Origin of the sequence: Ancylomarina salipaludis, from assembly GCF_004122035.1 — a bacterium.
GTDB classification, from domain to species: domain Bacteria; phylum Bacteroidota; class Bacteroidia; order Bacteroidales; family Marinifilaceae; genus Ancylomarina; species Ancylomarina salipaludis.
This window is the reverse complement of record NZ_SAXA01000002.1, coordinates 336,856-357,369: the sequence shown is the minus strand read 5'-3', so window position 1 is coordinate 357,369 and position 20,514 is coordinate 336,856. Positions and strand designations below refer to the sequence as shown.

Here is a 20,514-nt window from a genome sequence, read left to right as displayed (position 1 = left end):
AATCCGAAAGTCGATCCCAAAATCAAAAAAACAATAAACAAAACTAATCCTGAAAGCGCTTGAACGCTTCCTCCCAATTAACAACTTCAAAAAATTCTGAAATGTAATCGGGCCTTCTATTTTGAAACTTTAAATAGTAAGCATGTTCCCATACATCCAATCCTAAAATTGGTGTTCCTTTTACTTCTGCGTCATCCATCAAAGGATTATCTTGATTTGGTGTAGAACAAATTTTCAAACTACCATCCGATAGCTTTACCAACCATGCCCAACCTGAACCAAAACGTGTTGCAGCTGCTTTAGAAAATTCATCTTTAAACTGTTCAAAACTGCCAAAATTATCTTCTAAAGCCTTTAAAAATATCCCTGTAGGTTTTCCACCTCCATTAGGTGACATCAATTTCCAAAACAAATCGTGATTATAATAACCACCTCCATTATTTCTAACAGCTGCTGAGTGTTTTGAAACACTAGCAAGAACTTCTCCAATACATTTTCCCTCAAGATCAGTACCAGTAAGTGCTGCATTCAAATTATTTGTATAACCCGCGTGATGCTTTGAATGGTGAATCTCCATAGTTCTTGCATCAATATGTGGCTCTAAAGCATCATATGCATATGGTAATTTAGGTAATTCAAAACTCATATATAACCGTTTTAATCTGTTAAATTAAACTATCAAAAACACTATCTTTATTTAATCTTGTTTTCAATAATAAAACAAATCTATACTATAATTAAAACTCTTCCAAATATTTTAAGACTTATTTGTCTTTTATTTGAAAATTTCTTTAACTCAAAAGTATCCGACTCATTTTATCCGTTTTATTAAAAGAACCTTAAGGCAAATTTCAACATCTAAACACGAATATCCTCATGACAATTCTGTAATTTCGTGCCCAATCAAACATCGAAGACCAGACACGTGAATAAGAAAATATTAGATATCGCCCTTCCTAATATCATTAGTAATATCACCATTCCTCTTTTAGGAATCGTCGATTTGGCCCTGATGGGACACCTGGGTGAAGTCGATTTTATAGGAGGAATAGCCTTAGGTGGTACGATCTTCAATTTCCTTTATTGGGGGTTTGCCTTTCTTCGAATGGGAACCAGCGGCATTACTGCTCAGGCTTATGGTGCACGTAAGCTAAACGAAAGTATCCTTTCACTGGGAAGAGCATTACTTGTTGCTGCTGCGGGAAGTATTCTGATATTGTTACTTCAAAAACCGATCGCCTTATTGAGTTTCAATTATATCGACTCCGAAGCTTCTGTTGAAACAATTGCCCGCTCCTATTACAATATTCGAATTTGGGCAGCTCCGGCAACCATTTCGTTATATGCCTTGACAGGTTGGTTTATTGGTATGCAAAATTCCAAGATTCCGATGACAATAGCCATCATCTGTAATATTATAAACATCAGTCTATCTGCTTTTTTTGTATATGGTCTAAATCTTGATGCAAGAGGGGTTGCTCTGGGGACTGTAATTGCCCAATATTGCGGGCTTATTTTGGCATCCTTCTTTATCTGGCGATACTACCGAAGATTATTTAAATACTGGACAAACAGAGGTTTATTGAAAATAGCTGAGCTGAAACACTTTGTTTTAATAAATAAAGACATCTTTATCCGAACACTCTGTATTATTTTTGTATTTACTTTTTTCACAACAGAATCGGCAAGCAGCAATAAAACCATACTGGCTGTAAATTCCCTTTTATTACAGTTTCTCTTTATTTTTTCTTATCTGATGGATGGTTTTGCTTATGCAGCTGAAGCACTTGTAGGCCGATTTGTTGGGGCACAAAACCGCAAAAATCTACTAACAACTATTCGGTATTTGTTTATTTGGGGAATCGGAATTAGTCTTGGCTTTACCCTAATTTATGCTTTGGCTGGGAACTCGATTCTCAGCATGCTTACCAATAATTCAGAAACTATTCATGCGGCAAGCCCTTACCTTAAGTGGCTAATTCTGCTTCCTATTTTAAGTTTTGCATCATTCCTCTACGACGGAATTTATATTGGTGCCACCGCATCGGTCTATATGCGAAAAACCATGATGGCTGCTACACTTCTTGTTTTTATACCCGTTTATTTTGGCTTAAAAGATATTCTTTTAAATCATGGTCTGTGGATTGCCATGCTAGCATTCATGTTATCGAGAGGATTGTTTCAGGCTTTTTATTTTAAGAAGGCAATCCTGATAAAATTTAAATAAATTCGATCGTTTCTCTTAGCTTTTTAATAATTGGAACTGGTACAGTTTCACCAACAAATTTTCCAGAACTTCGGTTATTGTATCAATTTCCTGATCATCTATACCTAAGTTTTCAGTCGCATTTTCGAGTTTCCCGGCTACATACGAAAGTTGAATCAAATCGGTATTCGATTCCAGGCAAGCATATAAAACGGCAGCACCTTCCGAGCTGATCACCTCAGGGTAATTTTTGATGTAAATTTCTCCAATCTGAAACAAATTGGCTGGAATCGTATTGCAAGTCATACCGCTAACTTTGCGGAACGAGGTCAGGATTTCAGAATAGTCCGAAGAATTTTCAAGAATTCCATTGTGAAACGGATGCTCACTTTTCGAAATCAAATCAAAATCAAAAAATGATTGAAAGCCAGAATCAATAGAGAAACCTATATCACCAAAATAATCATCGATAACGTTCACTAAACTCCCAATCTCCGATTTATGGTTTAAAGAAAATGACCGCCCTATATGAATAACCAAATCGTAGTTTTTACGCTGAATGGCTTTATTCAACCAATGGCTAACGATGCTTCCGCCATAGCCTGAAATTAAAATATCAAATTCATTTTCAGCCAATTGAAAACGAGCATAGTTTTTCCCATAATTATCAATCAATTGAAGTTGACTAATGAATTTTTGTAAGGCGATAAAAGTGGGACTAACAATTAAAATATCCATAGATGCAAGTACTTAGCAAAAACAAAGCTGACCTAAATTTGCTCAATCGACAAAAAATATACTTAAATTTGCAGGCTTAAGCTATAAATTGATACCTCAAATTAAAAAGGTACTCAATTGATTTTATCTAACGACTGTATTTAAACACAAATTATAAGATGGAGTTTTCAATTAACGGAACAGAAAATAAAGGTTTCACAAAAATAGAAAAATTCAACCAGGAAACGACTGAGGAACTCATGTTTCACTACAAAAAAGTATTGGAACTACTGGGCGAAGATGTGGAGCGAGAGGGACTTGAAAAAACCCCGTTAAGAGTCGCTAAAGCGATGCAATTTCTGACTCAAGGTTACCATGTTAAACCTGAAGAAATTTTGCAATCAGCAATGTTTAAAGAAGATTATCGCCAAATGGTAATCGTTAAAGATATTGAAGTTTATTCAATGTGTGAACATCATATGCTTCCTTTTGTAGGTCGGGCACATGTTGCTTACATCCCGGATGGAACCATCACCGGACTCAGTAAAATTGCCCGTGTGGTAGATGCCTTTGCACGCCGTTTGCAAGTGCAGGAAAGACTAACAACTCAAATTAAAGATTGTATTCAGGATACACTTAAACCACTTGGTGTAGCTGTTGTTATTGAAGCACAGCACATGTGTATGTCGATGCGAGGGGTTCAAAAACAAAATGCAATTACAACGACTTCTGATTTTACCGGAGCTTTCGAAAAAGTCGCTACACGCGAAGAATTCATTCGACTGATCTCTGCAAAAACTATATAAATTACTAATTAACGGTTGATGACTATCAATCACTAATTGAAAGCTATGAAAGCATATGTATTCCCTGGGCAAGGAGCCCAATTTGTTGGTATGGGTAAAGACCTGTACGAAAACTCTGAGCTAGGTAAAGAATTATTCGATAAAGCCAACGAAATTCTTGGTTTCAATATTACTGAGCTGATGTTTAACGGAACTGATGAAGATTTAAGACAAACTAAGGTAACACAACCTGCTATCTTTCTTCACTCGGTTATTTTAGCTAAAACTTTGGGTGATGATTTCAAACCTGAAATGGTTGCGGGTCACTCTTTAGGTGAATTCTCAGCATTGGTTGCTAATGGTGCTCTTTCTTTCGAAGATGGACTAAAATTGGTATCTCAACGTGCGATGGCTATGCAGAAAGCTTGCGAAGTTGAGCCTTCAACAATGGCTGCTATCATTGGTCTTGACGATGAGACTGTAGAACGAGTTTGTGCTGAAATTGAAGAAATTGTTGTTCCGGCAAACTTCAACTGCCCTGGTCAATTGGTTATTTCCGGTAGCATGAAAGGTATCGAAATTGCTTGTGAAAAATTAAAAGAAGCGGGTGCGAAACGTGCTTTGCCTTTAAATGTTGGTGGTGCATTCCATTCTCCACTTATGGAGCCGGCTCGTGTTGAGCTTGAGGAAGCAATCAAAAACACAACTTTCTCCACTCCTACTTGTCCGGTTTACCAAAACGTAAACGCGAAACCTGTTAGTGATCCTGAAGAGATTAAGAAAAATCTTGTTGCGCAATTAACAGCTCCAGTTCGCTTTACTCAAACGATGGTTAACATGATTGCTGATGGCGCTAGCTCATTCACTGAAGTTGGTCCTGGTAAGGTTATCCAGGGTTTAGTTAAAAAAGTTGACCGTAAAATGGAAACTGCCGGTGTCGATTCATATCAGGCATAGCCTATAAATACTGATCTTAACGATCAATAAAACAAAAAGAGATCTCGATTAATCGAGATCTCTTTTTTATTGAACGTAGATGTAAAAACTATTTAAAACTAATGACAGAAATCTGTTTCTTACCATCCATCAAAATCTCTAATGGTTCAGCAAAACGAACATGTTTAAAGTAGTGAACATGTTCAACAAGCTCTTGTTGATTCAGAATATCTTCCTTTACAAAACTTGTTGCTAAATTTGATTTTACCGAGAAATAGCCAACATTCATCGATGTTACGTTATGGAAAAAATGCGATCCCAATGAAGCATCCAGAGGAAAATCTTCAAGTCCCTGCTCAACAATCACCTTAGCATTCGAAATTTGTGACCATAGCACAGGAATTCCTGTAAATCTATCTTTTGTTCCCCATCTGCCGGGACCAATGAGAACATACTCTCTAGCCTGCTCCTTCATTTTTTGATTCAATAAAGCCATTTCCTGAGCCATTTCCTCAGTTTTGGTTCTATCAAACTTACTCACATCCATAAAAATAACATCCCGAACATGGTCAATTTTACCATTTCCCATCCCCTTGTCAGCTAACAAAATCAATTTCTCTTTATCAACTTTCGACATGTCAATTTCTACACTCATTTCCTGACGAATAAGAGGTTTAATCTGTAAGAGATTAAACGTTGGTAAGCCATTCTTACCCTTTGAAAGATCAACAGCAAATTCAATTTCAACGGGGGCTCCCATGGCTTGTTTAAATATATTCAGAAGAATACTTAAAGTTTGGGCCAAAGGAACCTGATTGTATTTCAGGATATTTGCAAAATCGACAACTCGAGGACCTCGCAACTTCAAATCCGGCTCAATTCTATCATTACGCGCATCGTAAACTGAAGCACAATGCAATAAATTACCATCCTTTTCAGCAACAGCCAAATCATATTTTAAAGTGGCTGCATCCTCACCATCTTCAAGCAAATTCAACTGATCAGACTCCATATTTATGGCATAAAAATAATTCTGAGAATCTTTCACCTGATCTTCGATAGACGCCAACTGCAATTTTGGATGCTCAGGACAAAAACGATGCGTTTTTTCTCCACCAACCACATACTTACCCAAACCTAATCCAAGCACTGCAAATCCATCCTCAGGTTTCATATACGAGAATGGGTAATAGTTGTAAGATTGGGCCACCCCACTAATATTAGGATAAAACTTACCATTGTATTCCTGACCAACCACCTCTTGTAAGATAACAGCCATCTTTTCTTCTTCTATTTTATAATCAACTGCAGAAAAATATGCCTTGGCTTCGGGTGTGAAAATTGAAGAGTAAACCAGCTTAATGGCCGTTACTAAATGTTCAAATCTCACCTCAAAATCCTCGTGATTATTAGGCAATAAATACGTAGCGTATACACCAGCAAATGGCTGCATCAGTGAATCTTCGAATAAACCTGAGGAACGAACTGCAAGAGGCATATCCATTTTTTCGAGATAAAGACGCAATTTTTTTCGAAGTTTCTCCGGCAATTGCGCATTAAGAAACTGTTTTTTTATTTCACCGTAATTTTTCTCGTTATAGATTTTATCTAAAAGATTATTGGCTTCCAGAAAATTATCGTATTCATCAACACCAATAATCGCAGTTCTCGGAATTGTAATATTAATGTCTTTAATCAGCTTCTGAAAACTAATATTTTCAGTAAAATTACTCAAGAAAGCCAATCCACGACCTTTACCACCAACTGAGCCTCTACCAAGTCGGATAACGTAGTGATTTGAATTTGCCAAACTTGGTCTGAATTTGATAATTCGCCCCCTGAGTTGTTTCAAACGGGATGCTTCAAACACATCCAAACAAAACTGACGTAACTCACGAACTGTTTTAAAATCGGAAATTTGATAACGCCTCAGTTTTTTTGCAATATTAATTTCTCCACGAGCCATCAACCATGTTGAAATTCCATTTCTTTTTGAATGGTAAAGCAACGACTCGTCAGGAATATATTTCAGCTTTTCCTCAAAATCTTCAAGCGATTTGGCCATAGCGACTTGTGTGCCACTCTGATTTCTAAAAACAAAATCGCCAAAGCCCAATTTTAGATGAATAAAATTAAAAATATCCAATGCCAAAGTATCGCTGTTTTTATTAATAAAATCAGCATTTACCTGGAAGGCTCTCATAGCATTATCAGTATCATGCGACTGCATCACACAAGGGATTCTCAGGTGTTTATCCTGCACATAAGAAATCAAATCAACCCCTGCATCATCATTTAATTTACCTTCGCGGGCGAAACGAACATCAGAAATAACACAAAGCAAATTCTCCAGATATTTATCGACAATCTCAACAGCATCCTCATAACTACTTACTAAAATAACCTTTGGACGAGCTCGCATTTTTAAAATTTTATGCATCTCATCAATATCATCTTCATCAGAAATAACCTTCTGAGTCTGAGTCATAACAGAGGTGTAAAGCAAAGGTAGATATCGTGAATAATACTTGACTGAATCTTCAACCAAAAGCATGACACGCACATCACCAATCTTACAGTCAGGAGCCAAATTCATTTTATCCTCAATGTATTTTGTCATGGCCATGAAAATCTTAGTCGATCCATTCCAGACAAATACCCTCTCGATATTGTTTTTAATTTTATCTGCGGCCTTATCAAAATAAGCCAAATCGCTGTTATTATTCACAAGAACCAAAACAGGCAGATCAGGTTGTTTCTTCTTAATTTCCTGACTCAACTCCAAGGGGGATTCTTTGTCGAGTCCAGCCATAAGAATAACAATATCAAAGTTTCGCTCATCCATTGCCTGAAGCGCTTCTTCATTGGTAGCCACACTTGTAAATCGCGGTGCTGTATATAAATTCAACTGCAGATATTCTCCAACAATTTTATCTGAAAACTGACCTTCTCTAACAATGGTATAGGCATCGTAATACGTTGCAACAAGAAGAATCTCTTTCACCTTAAAAGGCATTAATTCCTGAAATATATCTCTGTCGTTCTTCTTACGTTTATAAATTTTCGAAATCGCAATTTCTTCCATCTTACTTCTTTGTTTGTGTTTAACGGATGAAAGTAATAAACAATTGACAATTGATAACAAGGATTGTGCTATAAATAAGGCTTTACAAGCAAAATGATTCTAATTCTAGAATTCCAATTTAAAAATTGGAACCAATTAAAACAAAAAAATCCTGTTTGATATGAAACCAAACAGGATTAACTATTTAATAAATTGAACTAGTCAACTACCCAAGTGTCTCCACTGTTAAGCAAATCATCCATACATTTAAATGAAGACTCAGCCCGAACAGCTTTAATTTGCTGTACCATCTTTTCATCATAAGAGGTTGAATCAACATCACGAATGACACCCAAAGCTACCGGATATTCCGGAGCCATCATGCTGGAAAGTAACCAGTGCATATGTGGATTCTCAGTATGTGCATCGTGAACCAGAATATCAGCCTCTGTTATGCCATTTTCTCCAATAGTAACCACAATAAGTTTACCATTAGCTCCCAAAACGAGACCTTTATTCTTCTCAATACCAAAAATCATTGGTTTGCCATGTTCCAATATCAATTGATAATCACCCTTAGTCGCTTTATCAGTCACCATTGAATGCGTTCCATCATTATAAATGACGCAATTTTGCAGGATTTCAACAATGGATGTTCCCTTATGGGCTGAAGCTGCTTTCACAAGCTCTGAGGTCAATTTAATGCTTGTATCAATAGAACGGGCATAGAACTTCGATTGAGCTCCAAGTGCTAACTGAGCCGGCTTAAAAGGTTCTTCAATCGTACCAAATGGCGATGTTTTTGTCACCATACCTTGTTTAGATGTTGGTGAGTATTGCCCCTTAGTCAAACCATAAATCTCGTTATTAAAAAGAAGAATGGTCATATCTATGTTTCTGCGAACAGCATGAATAAAATGATTCCCTCCAATTGCAAGCGCATCACCATCTCCTGAAACCTGAATAACTTCTAAATTTGGGTTGGCACATTTGACTCCTGATGCAATTGCAGCTGCACGTCCGTGAATAGTATGAAACCCATAGGTATTCATGTAATATGGGAAACGCGAAGAACAACCAATACCAGAAATAACGGCATAGTCTTCCTTCTTGTAATCCATCTCAGCCATTGCTTTCTGAACAGAATTTAATATTCCATGGTCACCACAACCAGGACACCAACGATTCTCTTGATCGCTTCTAAAGTCTTTAGCACTTAGCTTCTTAATATTAGATGTATTTAATAATGTATCAGCCATGACTTATTTCTCCTCCAGTAATTGATTAAATCTCTCTTTTAATTCCAGAACAGTGAATGGTAATCCCATCAACTTATTGTGCTGCTCAAACTTAATATTCTGAAATGAACTTCTCAGATATTCAGCAAACTGACCATCATTCAATTCGCACACAATAATTTTCTTATAACGACTGAATACATCAGCGGTATTTTTAGGAAGTGGGAAAATATAATTGAAATGAGCCAAACTAATGGATTTATTCTCCTTTTGTAACTCGCGAACTGCAGTAATTAAATGGCCATAAGTACCACCCCAACCAACTACAAGAACATCCGCTTCTTCGTTTCCTTTCACCTCAAGTTCAGGAATATTATTGGCAACGAGTTCAACTCTTTTTTTACGAATATCACTCATCACCTGATGGTTTTCAGGCACGTATGAAACAGTCCCGTCACGATCCATCTTTTCAAGGCCACCAATTCGGTGCTCTAAACCTTTAGTTCCAGGGATAGCCCATTTACGGCTCAATCGCTTCTCTTCACGAGCATATGGAAGATACTCATCTCCTTCTTGTGCAATAGGAGCAACAATCTCCGGAAGATCAGACATTTTAGGAATTCTCCAGGGTTCAGCACCATTGGCAATGAATCCATCCGTTAAAAGAATAACCGGAGTCATATGCTCAAGTGCTATTCGACCCGCTTCAAATGCATAATGGAAGCAATCTGATGGAGTACTGGCTGCAATCACAGGCATAGGACACTCTCCACTTCTTCCGTGTATAGCTTGCAGTAAATCGGATTGCTCTGTTTTAGTCGGAAGACCTGTAGATGGGCCCCCACGCTGAACATTTACGATTACAAGAGGTAATTCAGTCATAACAGCCAAACCTGCCGCTTCAGTTTTCAATGCCAATCCCGGACCGGAAGTCGTTGTCACAGCAAAATCGCCGGCAAAACTGGCTCCAATTGCCGTACAAATACCTGCAATTTCATCTTCTGCCTGGAAGGTTTTTACACCCAAATCCTTACGAGCAGCCAATTCCTGAAGAATTTCAGTTGCCGGTGTAATAGGGTATGAACCACAAAACAGCTCCAGATTAGCTCTCTCGGCTGCTGCCATCAACCCCCAGGCTGTTGCCTTATTACCTGTAATATTTCGGTAAGTTCCCTTACGAATTTTAGCTGGAGCTACACTAAAGTTGTAGGCCAAAGCCTCAATTGTTCTGGCAAAATTATAACCCGCACGTAATACCTTTTTATTGGCATCAACAACCTCAGGATATTTCTTAAACTTCTTATCAATAAAAGCTTCAGTATGCTCAAATGGACGATCAAACATCCAATACACCATCCCCAATGTAAACATGTTTTTACAACGAAGAATCGATTTCTGGTCAAGTGTAGAATCCTTTAAACACTCTCGTGTTAAAGAGGTCACTTTAGCCTTAATCAAATTATAATCGGCAAGTTTATCGTCTAGTAATGGATCCGAATCGTAACCCGCTTTTTCCAGATTCTTATCAGTAAAACTATCCTCATTTACAATGATCGTTCCACTAGGTTTCACCCATTTTAGATTCGCTTTTAAAGCCGCAGGGTTCATTGCAACTAATACATCTGCAAAATCGCCTGGTGTATTAATTTCCTGGTGACCAAAATGTAACTGAAATCCAGAGACACCACCTACTGTACCTTGAGGGGCACGTATTTCTGCCGGATAGTCGGGGAAAGTTGCCACATCATTACCAAATAGCGCTGAAGTATCGGAGAACTGAGTTCCCGTTAATTGCATCCCATCTCCGGAATCACCCGAAAATCGAATAACAACCTCTTCTTTTTCAATGATTTTTGTCTTTTGACTCATGACTGTTTAATTTAACGATGAGTTAAATTCGTAGTTTGTTTAGTTGATTGGTTTTTATAGTCGTAAAGCCAGAGAAGGGAGAAAGTAGAATTGAAAAGTAATAAAATCAGTCGTTTTTTGAATTTTCAAGATAATACAACATTTAGCTTGCCATATCAAATTCCACACAAGATTTAGGAGGAATTGGATGAAAATATCTCAAAAAAGAATAGACCTTAACTACAAATACAAACCTTTATGAACTTTCAACCAAGCTATTAACTCTACTTGTTTGGTTTTCTGTTTTAGAACAGTTCTTAATAAACATGTTCTATAACAGGGGGTAAAGGTAATGATTACGGGAACTTAGGCAAGAAAATGGAAAAAAAAATTCAGGAAAAATGCAAAGGTTTGCGAAGAAATAAAAATGATGAACTTTTGATCTCTATAACATTGCAGTTTTTCTAAAACATAAAACATCATAATATGACTATTTTAGGAATAAATGCTCTCGAAAGTAATTTAAAGGATAATATTTTTTGCAACAGATCTCATTAAAGAATTTATAATAAATAGTCTTTGTATATTCGGACATTCTAACTTAAAACATAATTATGAGAAAAATTTTACTCTCGTTTATCCTTATGTGTACACTTCTGAATTCTTATGCTCAATCAGAATTCGTGAAAGGCTATTTCATCAATAACAATAAGGATACAATAAACTGCCTAATTAAAGATTTAGATTGGAGAGATAATCCCAAAACATTCAAATATCAAATATTCGAAGGATCAACAATTAAAATAGCGAGCATTAAAGACATTCAAGAATTTAAAACTCATAACTCTTGGAAATATAAACGGTTTACTGTCGATATTGACAGATCTGTCACTGCCCTATCACCAATAAGCAAGAATATAGAACCAAAATTTAAGACCGAGACAATATTCCTTAAACAAATTGTTGCAGGTGATGCCAACTTATACATGTATAACGAAAATAGTGTTGAACGTTATTTCTTTAATATTAAAGAAGATTCTGTACAACAACTAATTTCAAAAAAATATATGGTTGATCGTAATATCATCAAAACCAATAAAACTTATAAAAAACAATTATGGGATAATTTAAAGTGTGATAATATCAAAATTGGAGATATTAAAAAAACCAAATATCTAAAAAAAGATCTTACCAAAATATTCAACAAATTTAATAATGGTACAGATCCAGAATATAAAGAAGAAGTCGTTAAAAAGTATCGCAAAGGAATAAATATTTGGATAAAGGCTAACTACAATAGTATGTCGGCTTCATTTCAACATCCAACTTTAGCTTTTAATAAATTTAACTTTGAAAGTAAACAGAGGCTAAGCCCTGAAATCGAAGCTGAAATTTATCTTCCTTATAATAATAATAGTTGGGCAATAATTGTTACCCCCTCTTTTCAATCTTATAAAAGTAAAGGGGAAGTTATAATTGCAGAATCATTAACCCAAACAACTACAAGTTTATTGGCTATCGATTACAACTCAATTGTTATCCCATTCGGTTTACGCCGTTACTTTCTTTTAAATAAAAAATCAATGTTATTTATAGATGCATCCTTTGCGTTTAATTTTGAAATAAAATCTAAAATCTACTCAGACAGGACTGACATACTAAACTATGATATTAATACTAAAGAAAATTTTGTATTGGGAATTGGCTATAATTACAAAGAAAAATACAGATTAGAACTGACTTATGGCTTACCTAAAGATTTATTAAACGATTACCCTGCTATTAAAGCTGAATACAGCATTTTATCTCTCAAAATTGGATATAGACTCTTTGGAAAAAAAAATAAATAAGTAAAATCAAAAATTATATAGCTTTCATACACAAATAAGATTATATATTAAAATACAAAAATATACTACACAACAAACTACAACTCCCCTAAATTCAGTAAAATACTATATTCAAGCAAATGTAACTATGATTTACATGATTGCATGTCAAGCAAAAAAAGGCCGCACAAGGCGGCCTTTAATAAGTTAAAATTAACTTATTATTTTTTTGGAGTATAAACCAAAGTTCCACTATCACCCCAATTATTTTTAACATCAACAGTTATAACACCATCAGGCGAAATAACTCCATTTGTATACGTATTTGAATGCCAACCATTGTTAACAGGAGTTGCAGGCATAAAAGTGCCACAAATATCAAAAAAGTTACCAGTAAGAGTCTTTCCACCATACTTACTATAGTATTCTTTCATCAAATTACCCATGCAATTACTAACACTATATTCAATTGGAGAAATACGCTCAATAACAACATCTTCAATAGTAGCAGTATAAGGTTCTGGCGCATCTAGACCACCTCCACCAATACCAGTGAATTTCAATGTATAAGTTCCTTCAATTTCCGATAGACAAGCAACATAGTATGTTAGGTCCTGATCAAAAATTGGTAAACCATCAACTTTAGAAGTGGTATTGTCAACAGTAATCTCAACCTCTTTTTCAACACCATTTTCATCTTTTTCGATTGTGGTGTATACTGTTGTGGATCGAATTGTATCTGTTGTATTTAACACAAAATAGGGTACTGTAAATGTGAATTTATCGCCATCTACAATATTCAATTTTCCCAACACATTCTCAATACTCCCTTGATCAAAAGAAATTGATGACGAAGTTGAAGTTATCTGATCAAATTCAACTGCTTTACCATCATTATAAGAAATATAAACAGGAGCAGAAGTAAAATGATCTCTTGTGACAATATCTAAGCTAAAGTCAATACTTGAATCCTTAAAAGTAGCTTTCTCAATAATAGCTTTTTCACCTAATTTAAAACTTGCAACTGCAGTTCCCTTATTAGTATTTGGAGTATTCTCTAGCTCATGCTCACATGATGCAAACAAGAAAAGAGCTACGAATAAATATATTATATTTTTCATTTTTATTGTTTATTTAGTTAACATCCCAAAACACTTTGTCTTCAGAAATATTACGTACTTCAGGCTTATTAATATTCGCATTCATACTACTATTGGCATAAGGCATAGATACGGGAAACGAATAAGATGTGTATGTTTCGTCATCTGTGTCGTCTGTATTTGGATCAAATAACCTAGGAAAACCAGTTCTTCTATAATCTGTATATGAATCTACAGGATTACCAAAAGATGCAATCCATTTTTCAGTCATAATAAGTTCTAGCTCATTTCCTGCATCATATTTATTTAAGATAGAAGTCATATAGGCTTCTCTATCAGCAATAGCAATTTCTGGTGTTTTTTCAACAGTTTTAGCCACAAGATTAACTTTATCAAATGCAGCTTTAAGTCCCTTTTCGAATAAATCACGAGCATTTTCAGTTGTCTTTCCAACCTGAGCTAGCTCAGCACGAATAAATAGTATATCATGTGCTGATAGTAAACGCATTGGTGCTAAACCAGAACCTTGTGCTCCTGAAGCATTAAAATCTCCAGGGATTAAAGAACCATCATCAAATTTTCCTCCACATGGATATACACCTAGTGCTGTAAACTTCTTAAAGTTTGTTGAAACTTCTGTAGTATGACTACCAAATCGTGTTGTATAAAATCCGCCATTATTAAAATCTGCTTTATCTGAAGAAGTACCATCCTCTTGTTTATAATAATAATAAGGAATACGTGGATCCTTAACATCTTTAAAAAGGGGAATGTAATTATCATCACCATTCATAGTTCCAAACATCCAGTGGCTTAATAAATATGAATGAGATTCTGCAGATTTATATTCAGCAGCATACATAGGGTTTCTGTTTTCTGGAAGCTTGCTTGATCCATAAGCAATTTCAAACTCTGAATCTGAATCAATAAAGTTATTCTCAAGAATCAAAGCATCAACTTTTGATGCATCATAGGAAGAATGTAATCTAATTTGATTATACATCTTTAATGTCAATGAATTTGCGAGTTTGATCCAACTATCAACATTACCACCATATATTAAATCACAGGCATCCATTGCAACAGTATTCTTTGAATCTGCATTTTTAAGATCGAGAATAGCATCTTCAATCAAAACAAAGAGTGCAGGATAAATATCTTCCCCTTTGTCAAAATTTGGATACATTATAGCTGGCATTGACGTAGCCTCTGAAAAAGGAACATCTCCCCATAAATCAACTAAAAGAGAATAATTATAGGCTTTCAACAATTTAGCAACACCAACATATTTTAATTGATCATCAGCTTTACCTATTCTTATAATCTCCTCAAGATCCTGTAAACCACTATAAACATCATCCCAAGCCTCATTAATACTATGATCAGTTGGTTTAATATCATATGAATCTCCTGATGCTTTAACTTGATGCATTACAGTTCCAATTGTTGCACCTATCGAAGCTCCTTGGTATCCACTTAAATAAGTAAACATATGTATTTGAGCAGAAGGCAATAACAAATCGACACGTCCAACAGTTGGCTGATTAAGATCTTCATTTACATCCAACCAATTTTCACAACCACTAAATATTAGCAGAACTAATAAAAATGCATTTATTTTCAATATATTTTTCATCATAATTTTTGTTTAGAATGTTAAATTAACATTAACACCAAATCTTCTTACTGAAGGTGCTGCACCAAATTCCATTCCTTGATTATTACTTGACCCGAATGTGTTAACTTCAGGATCAAAATTAGAATGCTTAGGTACACCTGGAGCAAAGAAGAATAAGTTTCTTGCTGTTAAGCCAAATCTTAATCCTGACAAACCTAATTTCGAGTAATATTTCTCAGGCATTGAATAAGATAAAGCAACCTCTCTCAAACGAAATACTGTTGCATCATACACTTTTAGCTCATCATAAGCATTAGAGCCAATACCACCAGTACCAAAATATGCTTCGTTAGTTGTTATCTGAATGTTATTAGGCACGGTATTACCATCAACATCTAAAATTGCTGTAGCTGTGTCTGGATTCCCCAATACTCCTGGTATTACATGAGTTCTCTCTCGATCTTCAGTATCTTTAGTTACACCACGACCTAACAAAGTAGGAATTGTTGTAGAATAAAGATCACCGCCTTTTTTATAATCAATAACAAATGATAAACTCAAATCTTTATATTTGAATGTATTTGTAATACCTAGCTTAAAATCAGGATTTGGATCTCCTAAGATGGTTTGTTCATTTGATTTAATCATCAAACCAGATTTAGGATCAATTAAGATATTACCTTCATTATCTCTGGCTGGACCATAACCTCTAAAGACACCATAAGCTTGTCCGACCATCATATATGAGTGAATTCCTCCTGAATAAAGGTTGCGGATATTCATTTCAGTTAGACCTTCAGTCAATTCCTTAACTTCACTTATATTTTTAGAAAAAGACGCAAACACATTCCATGAAAAGTTCTCATTCTGAATTGGAGTCACATTAAGACCAAGTTCGACACCTTTATTAACCATTTCACCAAAGTTGGTTAAATAAGAAGTAAAACCAGCCTCAGCAGGTAAATTAACTTCTGCAATTTGATCAGTAGTACTTCGATAATATACGGTTGCATCAAGAATTGCTTTTCCTCCAAAGAACTCTAGATTTGTTCCAAGCTCATACTCTTCTGTAAATTCAGGACTTAAATTTGGATCTACTGTCGTATTAGATAAGGTATGCATATTCTGTCCATTAAATGGGAAACCCGTATAACGTACAGACCCCACATAACCATTATTCGCAAAATTTGTTAAATAAGGTGTATCTAACTCATGAGCATCTACATCATTACCAACTTTTGCCCAAGACGCTCTTATCAAACCTGAGGTAAGAATATTACTATCTAGATTCAGAGCATCACTAAATACAAAAGACGAAGATACTGAAGGGTAAAAGAAACTGTTGTTTTTAACAGGTAAAGAAGAAGACCAGTCATTTCGACCTGTTAAAGTCAAGAATAAATAATTTTTATACTCAAAGGTAAATTCACCTAAAAGCGCTGACATTCTTTTGTGAGATTCATAGCTATCTGCTGACTTATCTGTTACATTATCTAATTGATAAATACCTTTAATAATGATAGGTTCTCCAGACCCCGTAAGACTCGTATACTTTTGAATATTAGCATTATGCCCAATATTTGCTCTAAAATTGAGATCACTATTAATTTTCTTCTTAACTCTAAACATTAACAATGATTCAATCTCTTGATTCTTGTAATTTTTATTATACAAACTCCCTTGTGGTTCTCTAGTAGAACCAATTTCCATTACATTCTTTGTTGACTTAAACAAAGTGTTAACTCCTAAATTGTAGGATACAGAAAGCCAAGAGTTAATATCATAAGCTGCATTGAAACCAGCAACCATTCGATCTAGAACTTCATTGTTTGTATTGTACTTCCACGACCATTCAGGATTATCTTCAGGTTTAAAAGCTAAATTTTCTCCATTAGGCCCTTCAAAAGGTAGAGATGTATTCCAACCACGACCAGAATATAAGATTCGTTGGAACGAACCTGCATCACCCAACAAAGGACTATTTCTCTCAGAAGTTGTATAAGAGAATGTACCTCCTAATTTTAAACCATTCTCCAAACGCGTATTTCCACCTAAACTGATACTTTGTCTGTTATAATCTGAATGAGGGATGTATGATTTTTGACGCATATCAGAAAGAGATATTGCGATATTAGCATCTTGATCACCTCCGTTAATTGAAATTGAATTATCTAATACCGAACCAATTCTAAACAAATCTTTAACATTGTTAGGGTATGCTTTATAATCCATTTCAGCTGTATACTCTCCTGGATATGCCTTTTCCCAAGCATCAGTATAAACAAGTTTGTCTACAGAATCAAAACGAGCCCCCCAAGTACCATAATAGTTTGCTGCTTCAAACTCGCCACCACTACCATATGTATTTTGGTAATTAGGCAAAGAGGCAACTTTCTCAATACTATAAGAAGAATTAATGTTAATATTTAAACCTTTTTTGGTGCCTTTAGAGTTACCTGTTTTAGTTTGAATAATAACAACACCATTTGCTGCACGAGAACCATAAAGTGCTGATGCTGCGGCTCCCTTAAGGACATTTACAGATTCAATATTATTTGGATCTAGAGTTGATAAAGGACTTTGAGATACAGATCCTGATTGTAGAGATCCTGAAACTTGATCGTTACTATAAGGAATACCATCAACAACAAATAAAGGCTGATTGTTTCCTTTAAATGAAGATGCACCTCTAATAACAATACGAGTAGGACTACCTGCAACAGATGAGGCACCATCAATAGAAACCCCAGGAATCTTCCCTTGCAAAGCTCTTAACACATCAGGCTCAGACTTTTGAGCTGCCTGGTCTCCACCTACATTTGATACTGCATAGGTAACAGCTTTAGCAGACTTTTCAATCCCCATAGCTGTAACTACAACTTCGTTCATACCAATTGATTCAGATTCCATTACTAAATTAATAACCTCTGAATTAGCCGGTAATTCGACTTTTTTCATTCCTACAAATGAAAAAACAAGAGTTTGTCCCTCTTCAGGAACAGAAATGGTGTACTTCCCATCAAAATCGGTAGTCGTTCCGATAGTTGTACCTTTAATAATTACAGAAACTCCAGGAATTGATAGTCCATCATCAGCTGATGTAACGATCCCTGAAACTTCTCGACTTTGAGCCAAAACGCTCTGCAATCCTATTAGGCATAGGACTAACATCGAAAATAATTTTTTTTTCATGAATTTTTAGTTAGTGGTTAATTTATTCAATTCGCTTAAAATAAAAATCTAAACTTCCCAAAACCCCTAATTTTGGTCAATTCATAACTTCTTTAACGAAAGTTTTTATTTTTAGCGGCCCCAAAAGTGTGAAAAAAACTTAACCTAACAAACTAAAATCACTCTATTAAAAACAGTAATATATTTCTCAAAAGGAATCCATTACTTAATAGAAAAATAAACAAGTCTCTTATAATTCTGAATTATGAAACTCAATAGATCAAACAATACTAAACATAATAAAAACCTATCTAGTTAAACTAAACTAGAGTAAATAACCATTTTCACATTTATTAACAATAAACTCATCACACAACACCTAAATGTATTATGTAATATGACAAAAGCTAAAATTCCTATAAAATATTGATCAAGTGTTTTATGACATGTCATTAAATAACAAAAAATGTTTTTTTTCATCTAAATGAGAATACTCAAATAAAATCGACCCGAAAAATATCTTGATTGAATTCACTACAATAGTTACACTTAATACTAAAAACAAAAAAGGCTGCCCAGTGGGCAGCCTTAATAATAAAAGATTTTTAATATTCTAGTGTGAATCTTCTGAAAATCCAGTATAACGGTGACCTGAGATTACATAAGTTTTGTCCTTCGCTGCATCACGAACAACAGAAACTAATTCCCATTCAAATTCTTCCTTATCAGGATTTGCTCTATATTCAACAGGTACAGCCACACTCTTGAAATTAGCAGTACCGCTATACAAAACAATTTTGAAATATAAACTATCAGCAACATTCCCTCCAATAGTAGTCATGCCATCTTTGATAATGCTACCCTCTACAACAGCAGCTCTAAGATAATCTCTATCTTCTGATAAAGTATCAGTAATAGCAGTAGGTGCATCCTCTGGTAAAACAACAGCTTCTTCATTATTAGTTAAATCATCAAATAGTAATGATTTAGAAGCGAAACTAGTTGCATTTCCACTAAAAATGAATTTAGATTTTAAAGGAAACATTTTACCATGATCATATATTATAACTTCATTTTCAACATTAGCTGAAGTATTAAAGATCTCGATCTTATTTTGATCTGAATAACCAACATAAGTAGCTGTTGCATCCTCATTTTTCAACTCATACACATAAGTACCTGAATATTCTAAAGTTGCACTATCCCATATTTCAATTTTTTCATCGCAAGAAGTGAACGATAATCCTACTATTATCACACTTGCAACAAGAAATAATTTATTAATTATATTTTTCATTTCTTTTACTTTAATAGTTAAAATTATTGTTTCTCAAAAGTACGCAGATTTGTTCCGTATCCTGAACCTTTAACACTCCAGATATAACCTGCGTTATACGCAATTACATCAGGTGCTGAACCTGACTTGGTAGAACTTGCAAAAATAGTTCCTCCTCGTTTATTAACTTGCACTGGCATTACAATTTTGTCATTTGCGACCTGATAAACAACTAGATCGTATTCGTAAGAACCCGAATCCACACCACCAACGTCATTTACTTTATATACACCAGCAGCTCCAGTTGCAACCCACTCAGAATAACCACCACCTGCATTAGGACCATACATAGTTCTTTTGTAAGAACCAGTAAGATCTGTTCCTGCTATTGAAGCAAGATCTTGTACAATAACTTGTCTTAAAACACTTGCGCTAAATCCATCTTCATTGTAAGCAGTGTATACAAGAGCATAAATCCCAGCTACGGAAGCATCAACAGATCCATCAATAGTTACTTCAGCAGATTCACCGCCAACTAAAGCAGTAACACCAGCATCTGTAAATGTATCTCCTACATTTAAGACTACAATTTCCTCACCAGCCATTTCCAATAATGGATAATAAGTTATTCGCGAAATATCTTCTGTTCCTTTATCATCACAAGAAGAAAACAAAGCGATGATACACAACATTGATAAATATAATATTTTTTTCATTTTTCAAATT

Annotated in this window: 14 protein-coding genes; 4 read left to right on the top strand and 10 right to left on the bottom strand. The window is 35.0% G+C overall.

Annotated elements, in window-relative coordinates; all coding sequences use genetic code 11:
* Nucleotides 1-43 precede the first annotated feature (43 nt).
* On the bottom strand, nt 44-646 hold the full coding sequence (locus EO244_RS03790) for a superoxide dismutase (RefSeq protein WP_129253080.1): 603 nt from the start codon (nt 644-646) through the stop codon (nt 44-46).
* Between the two features lie 279 nt (nt 647-925).
* On the opposite strand from EO244_RS03790, the gene EO244_RS03785 reads away from it, so the two are divergent.
* Nucleotides 926-2,227, top strand: coding sequence for an MATE family efflux transporter (locus tag EO244_RS03785; RefSeq protein ID WP_129253078.1), 1,302 nt, complete (start codon nt 926-928; stop codon nt 2,225-2,227).
* A 15-nt stretch (nt 2,228-2,242) separates the two neighbouring features.
* Here the strand turns inward: EO244_RS03785 and EO244_RS03780 are convergent, their stop codons facing one another.
* A complete protein-coding gene (locus EO244_RS03780) occupies nt 2,243-2,944 on the bottom strand; it encodes a nucleoside phosphorylase-I family protein (protein WP_129253076.1) in 702 nt (233 codons plus the stop codon).
* 158 nt (nt 2,945-3,102) lie between these two features.
* Between EO244_RS03780 and folE the strand changes: the two genes are divergently transcribed.
* A complete protein-coding gene (gene folE / locus EO244_RS03775; protein WP_129253074.1) occupies nt 3,103-3,729 on the top strand; it encodes a GTP cyclohydrolase I FolE in 627 nt (208 codons plus the stop codon).
* Between the two features lie 45 nt (nt 3,730-3,774).
* Complete coding sequence (gene fabD / locus EO244_RS03770; RefSeq protein ID WP_129253072.1) at nt 3,775-4,665, top strand: ACP S-malonyltransferase; 891 nt, start codon at nt 3,775-3,777, stop codon at nt 4,663-4,665.
* Between the two features lie 88 nt (nt 4,666-4,753).
* Here the strand turns inward: fabD and EO244_RS03765 are convergent, their stop codons facing one another.
* The 3 genes from EO244_RS03765 to EO244_RS03755 form a co-directional block, all read right to left on the bottom strand.
* A complete protein-coding gene (locus tag EO244_RS03765; protein ID WP_129253071.1) occupies nt 4,754-7,729 on the bottom strand; it encodes a PEP/pyruvate-binding domain-containing protein in 2,976 nt (991 codons plus the stop codon).
* Nucleotides 7,730-7,926: 197 nt separating this feature from the next.
* Entirely contained in the window at nt 7,927-8,967 is a 1,041-nt protein-coding gene (locus EO244_RS03760) for a 2-oxoacid:ferredoxin oxidoreductase subunit beta (protein ID WP_129253069.1), read from the bottom strand.
* Nucleotides 8,968-8,970: 3 nt separating this feature from the next.
* The gene (locus EO244_RS03755) at nt 8,971-10,815 is read right to left on the bottom strand and encodes a 2-oxoacid:acceptor oxidoreductase subunit alpha (protein ID WP_129253067.1); all 1,845 of its coding nucleotides are present in this window, start codon (nt 10,813-10,815) and stop codon (nt 8,971-8,973) included.
* 593 nt (nt 10,816-11,408) lie between these two features.
* Here EO244_RS03755 and EO244_RS03750 point away from each other — a divergent pair.
* On the top strand, nt 11,409-12,644 hold the full coding sequence (locus EO244_RS03750; RefSeq protein ID WP_129253065.1) for a porin family protein: 1,236 nt from the start codon (nt 11,409-11,411) through the stop codon (nt 12,642-12,644).
* A 200-nt stretch (nt 12,645-12,844) separates the two neighbouring features.
* Here EO244_RS03750 and EO244_RS03745 read toward each other — a convergent pair whose 3' ends face one another.
* From EO244_RS03745 to EO244_RS03725, 5 genes are all read right to left on the bottom strand, one after another.
* Entirely contained in the window at nt 12,845-13,744 is a 900-nt protein-coding gene (locus EO244_RS03745; protein ID WP_129253063.1) for a hypothetical protein, read from the bottom strand.
* 13 nt (nt 13,745-13,757) lie between these two features.
* A complete protein-coding gene (locus tag EO244_RS03740) occupies nt 13,758-15,362 on the bottom strand; it encodes a SusD/RagB family nutrient-binding outer membrane lipoprotein (protein WP_129253061.1) in 1,605 nt (534 codons plus the stop codon).
* A 9-nt stretch (nt 15,363-15,371) separates the two neighbouring features.
* Nucleotides 15,372-18,533, bottom strand: coding sequence for a SusC/RagA family TonB-linked outer membrane protein (locus EO244_RS03735; protein WP_129253059.1), 3,162 nt, complete (start codon nt 18,531-18,533; stop codon nt 15,372-15,374).
* Nucleotides 18,534-19,125: 592 nt separating this feature from the next.
* Nucleotides 19,126-19,809, bottom strand: coding sequence for a lipid-binding protein (locus EO244_RS03730; RefSeq protein WP_129253057.1), 684 nt, complete (start codon nt 19,807-19,809; stop codon nt 19,126-19,128).
* Between the two features lie 23 nt (nt 19,810-19,832).
* Entirely contained in the window at nt 19,833-20,480 is a 648-nt protein-coding gene (locus EO244_RS03725; RefSeq protein ID WP_164977397.1) for an immunoglobulin-like domain-containing protein, read from the bottom strand.
* Between the last annotated feature and the right edge of the window lie 34 nt (nt 20,481-20,514).

Coding starts and splice junctions, on each gene's coding strand:
- EO244_RS03750 (WP_129253065.1), top strand. CDS start 11,409: ATGAGAAAAATTTTACTCTCGTTTATCCTTATGTGTACACTTCTGAAT.
- EO244_RS03790 (WP_129253080.1), bottom strand. CDS start 646: ATGAGTTTTGAATTACCTAAATTACCATATGCATATGATGCTTTAGAG.
- fabD (WP_129253072.1), top strand. CDS start 3,775: ATGAAAGCATATGTATTCCCTGGGCAAGGAGCCCAATTTGTTGGTATG.
- EO244_RS03745 (WP_129253063.1), bottom strand. CDS start 13,744: ATGAAAAATATAATATATTTATTCGTAGCTCTTTTCTTGTTTGCATCA.
- folE (WP_129253074.1), top strand. CDS start 3,103: ATGGAGTTTTCAATTAACGGAACAGAAAATAAAGGTTTCACAAAAATA.
- EO244_RS03740 (WP_129253061.1), bottom strand. CDS start 15,362: ATGATGAAAAATATATTGAAAATAAATGCATTTTTATTAGTTCTGCTA.
- EO244_RS03735 (WP_129253059.1), bottom strand. CDS start 18,533: ATGAAAAAAAAATTATTTTCGATGTTAGTCCTATGCCTAATAGGATTG.
- EO244_RS03730 (WP_129253057.1), bottom strand. CDS start 19,809: ATGAAAAATATAATTAATAAATTATTTCTTGTTGCAAGTGTGATAATA.
- EO244_RS03780 (WP_129253076.1), bottom strand. CDS start 2,944: ATGGATATTTTAATTGTTAGTCCCACTTTTATCGCCTTACAAAAATTC.
- EO244_RS03765 (WP_129253071.1), bottom strand. CDS start 7,729: ATGGAAGAAATTGCGATTTCGAAAATTTATAAACGTAAGAAGAACGAC.
- EO244_RS03725 (WP_164977397.1), bottom strand. CDS start 20,480: ATGTTGTGTATCATCGCTTTGTTTTCTTCTTGTGATGATAAAGGAACA.
- EO244_RS03760 (WP_129253069.1), bottom strand. CDS start 8,967: ATGGCTGATACATTATTAAATACATCTAATATTAAGAAGCTAAGTGCT.
- EO244_RS03755 (WP_129253067.1), bottom strand. CDS start 10,815: ATGAGTCAAAAGACAAAAATCATTGAAAAAGAAGAGGTTGTTATTCGA.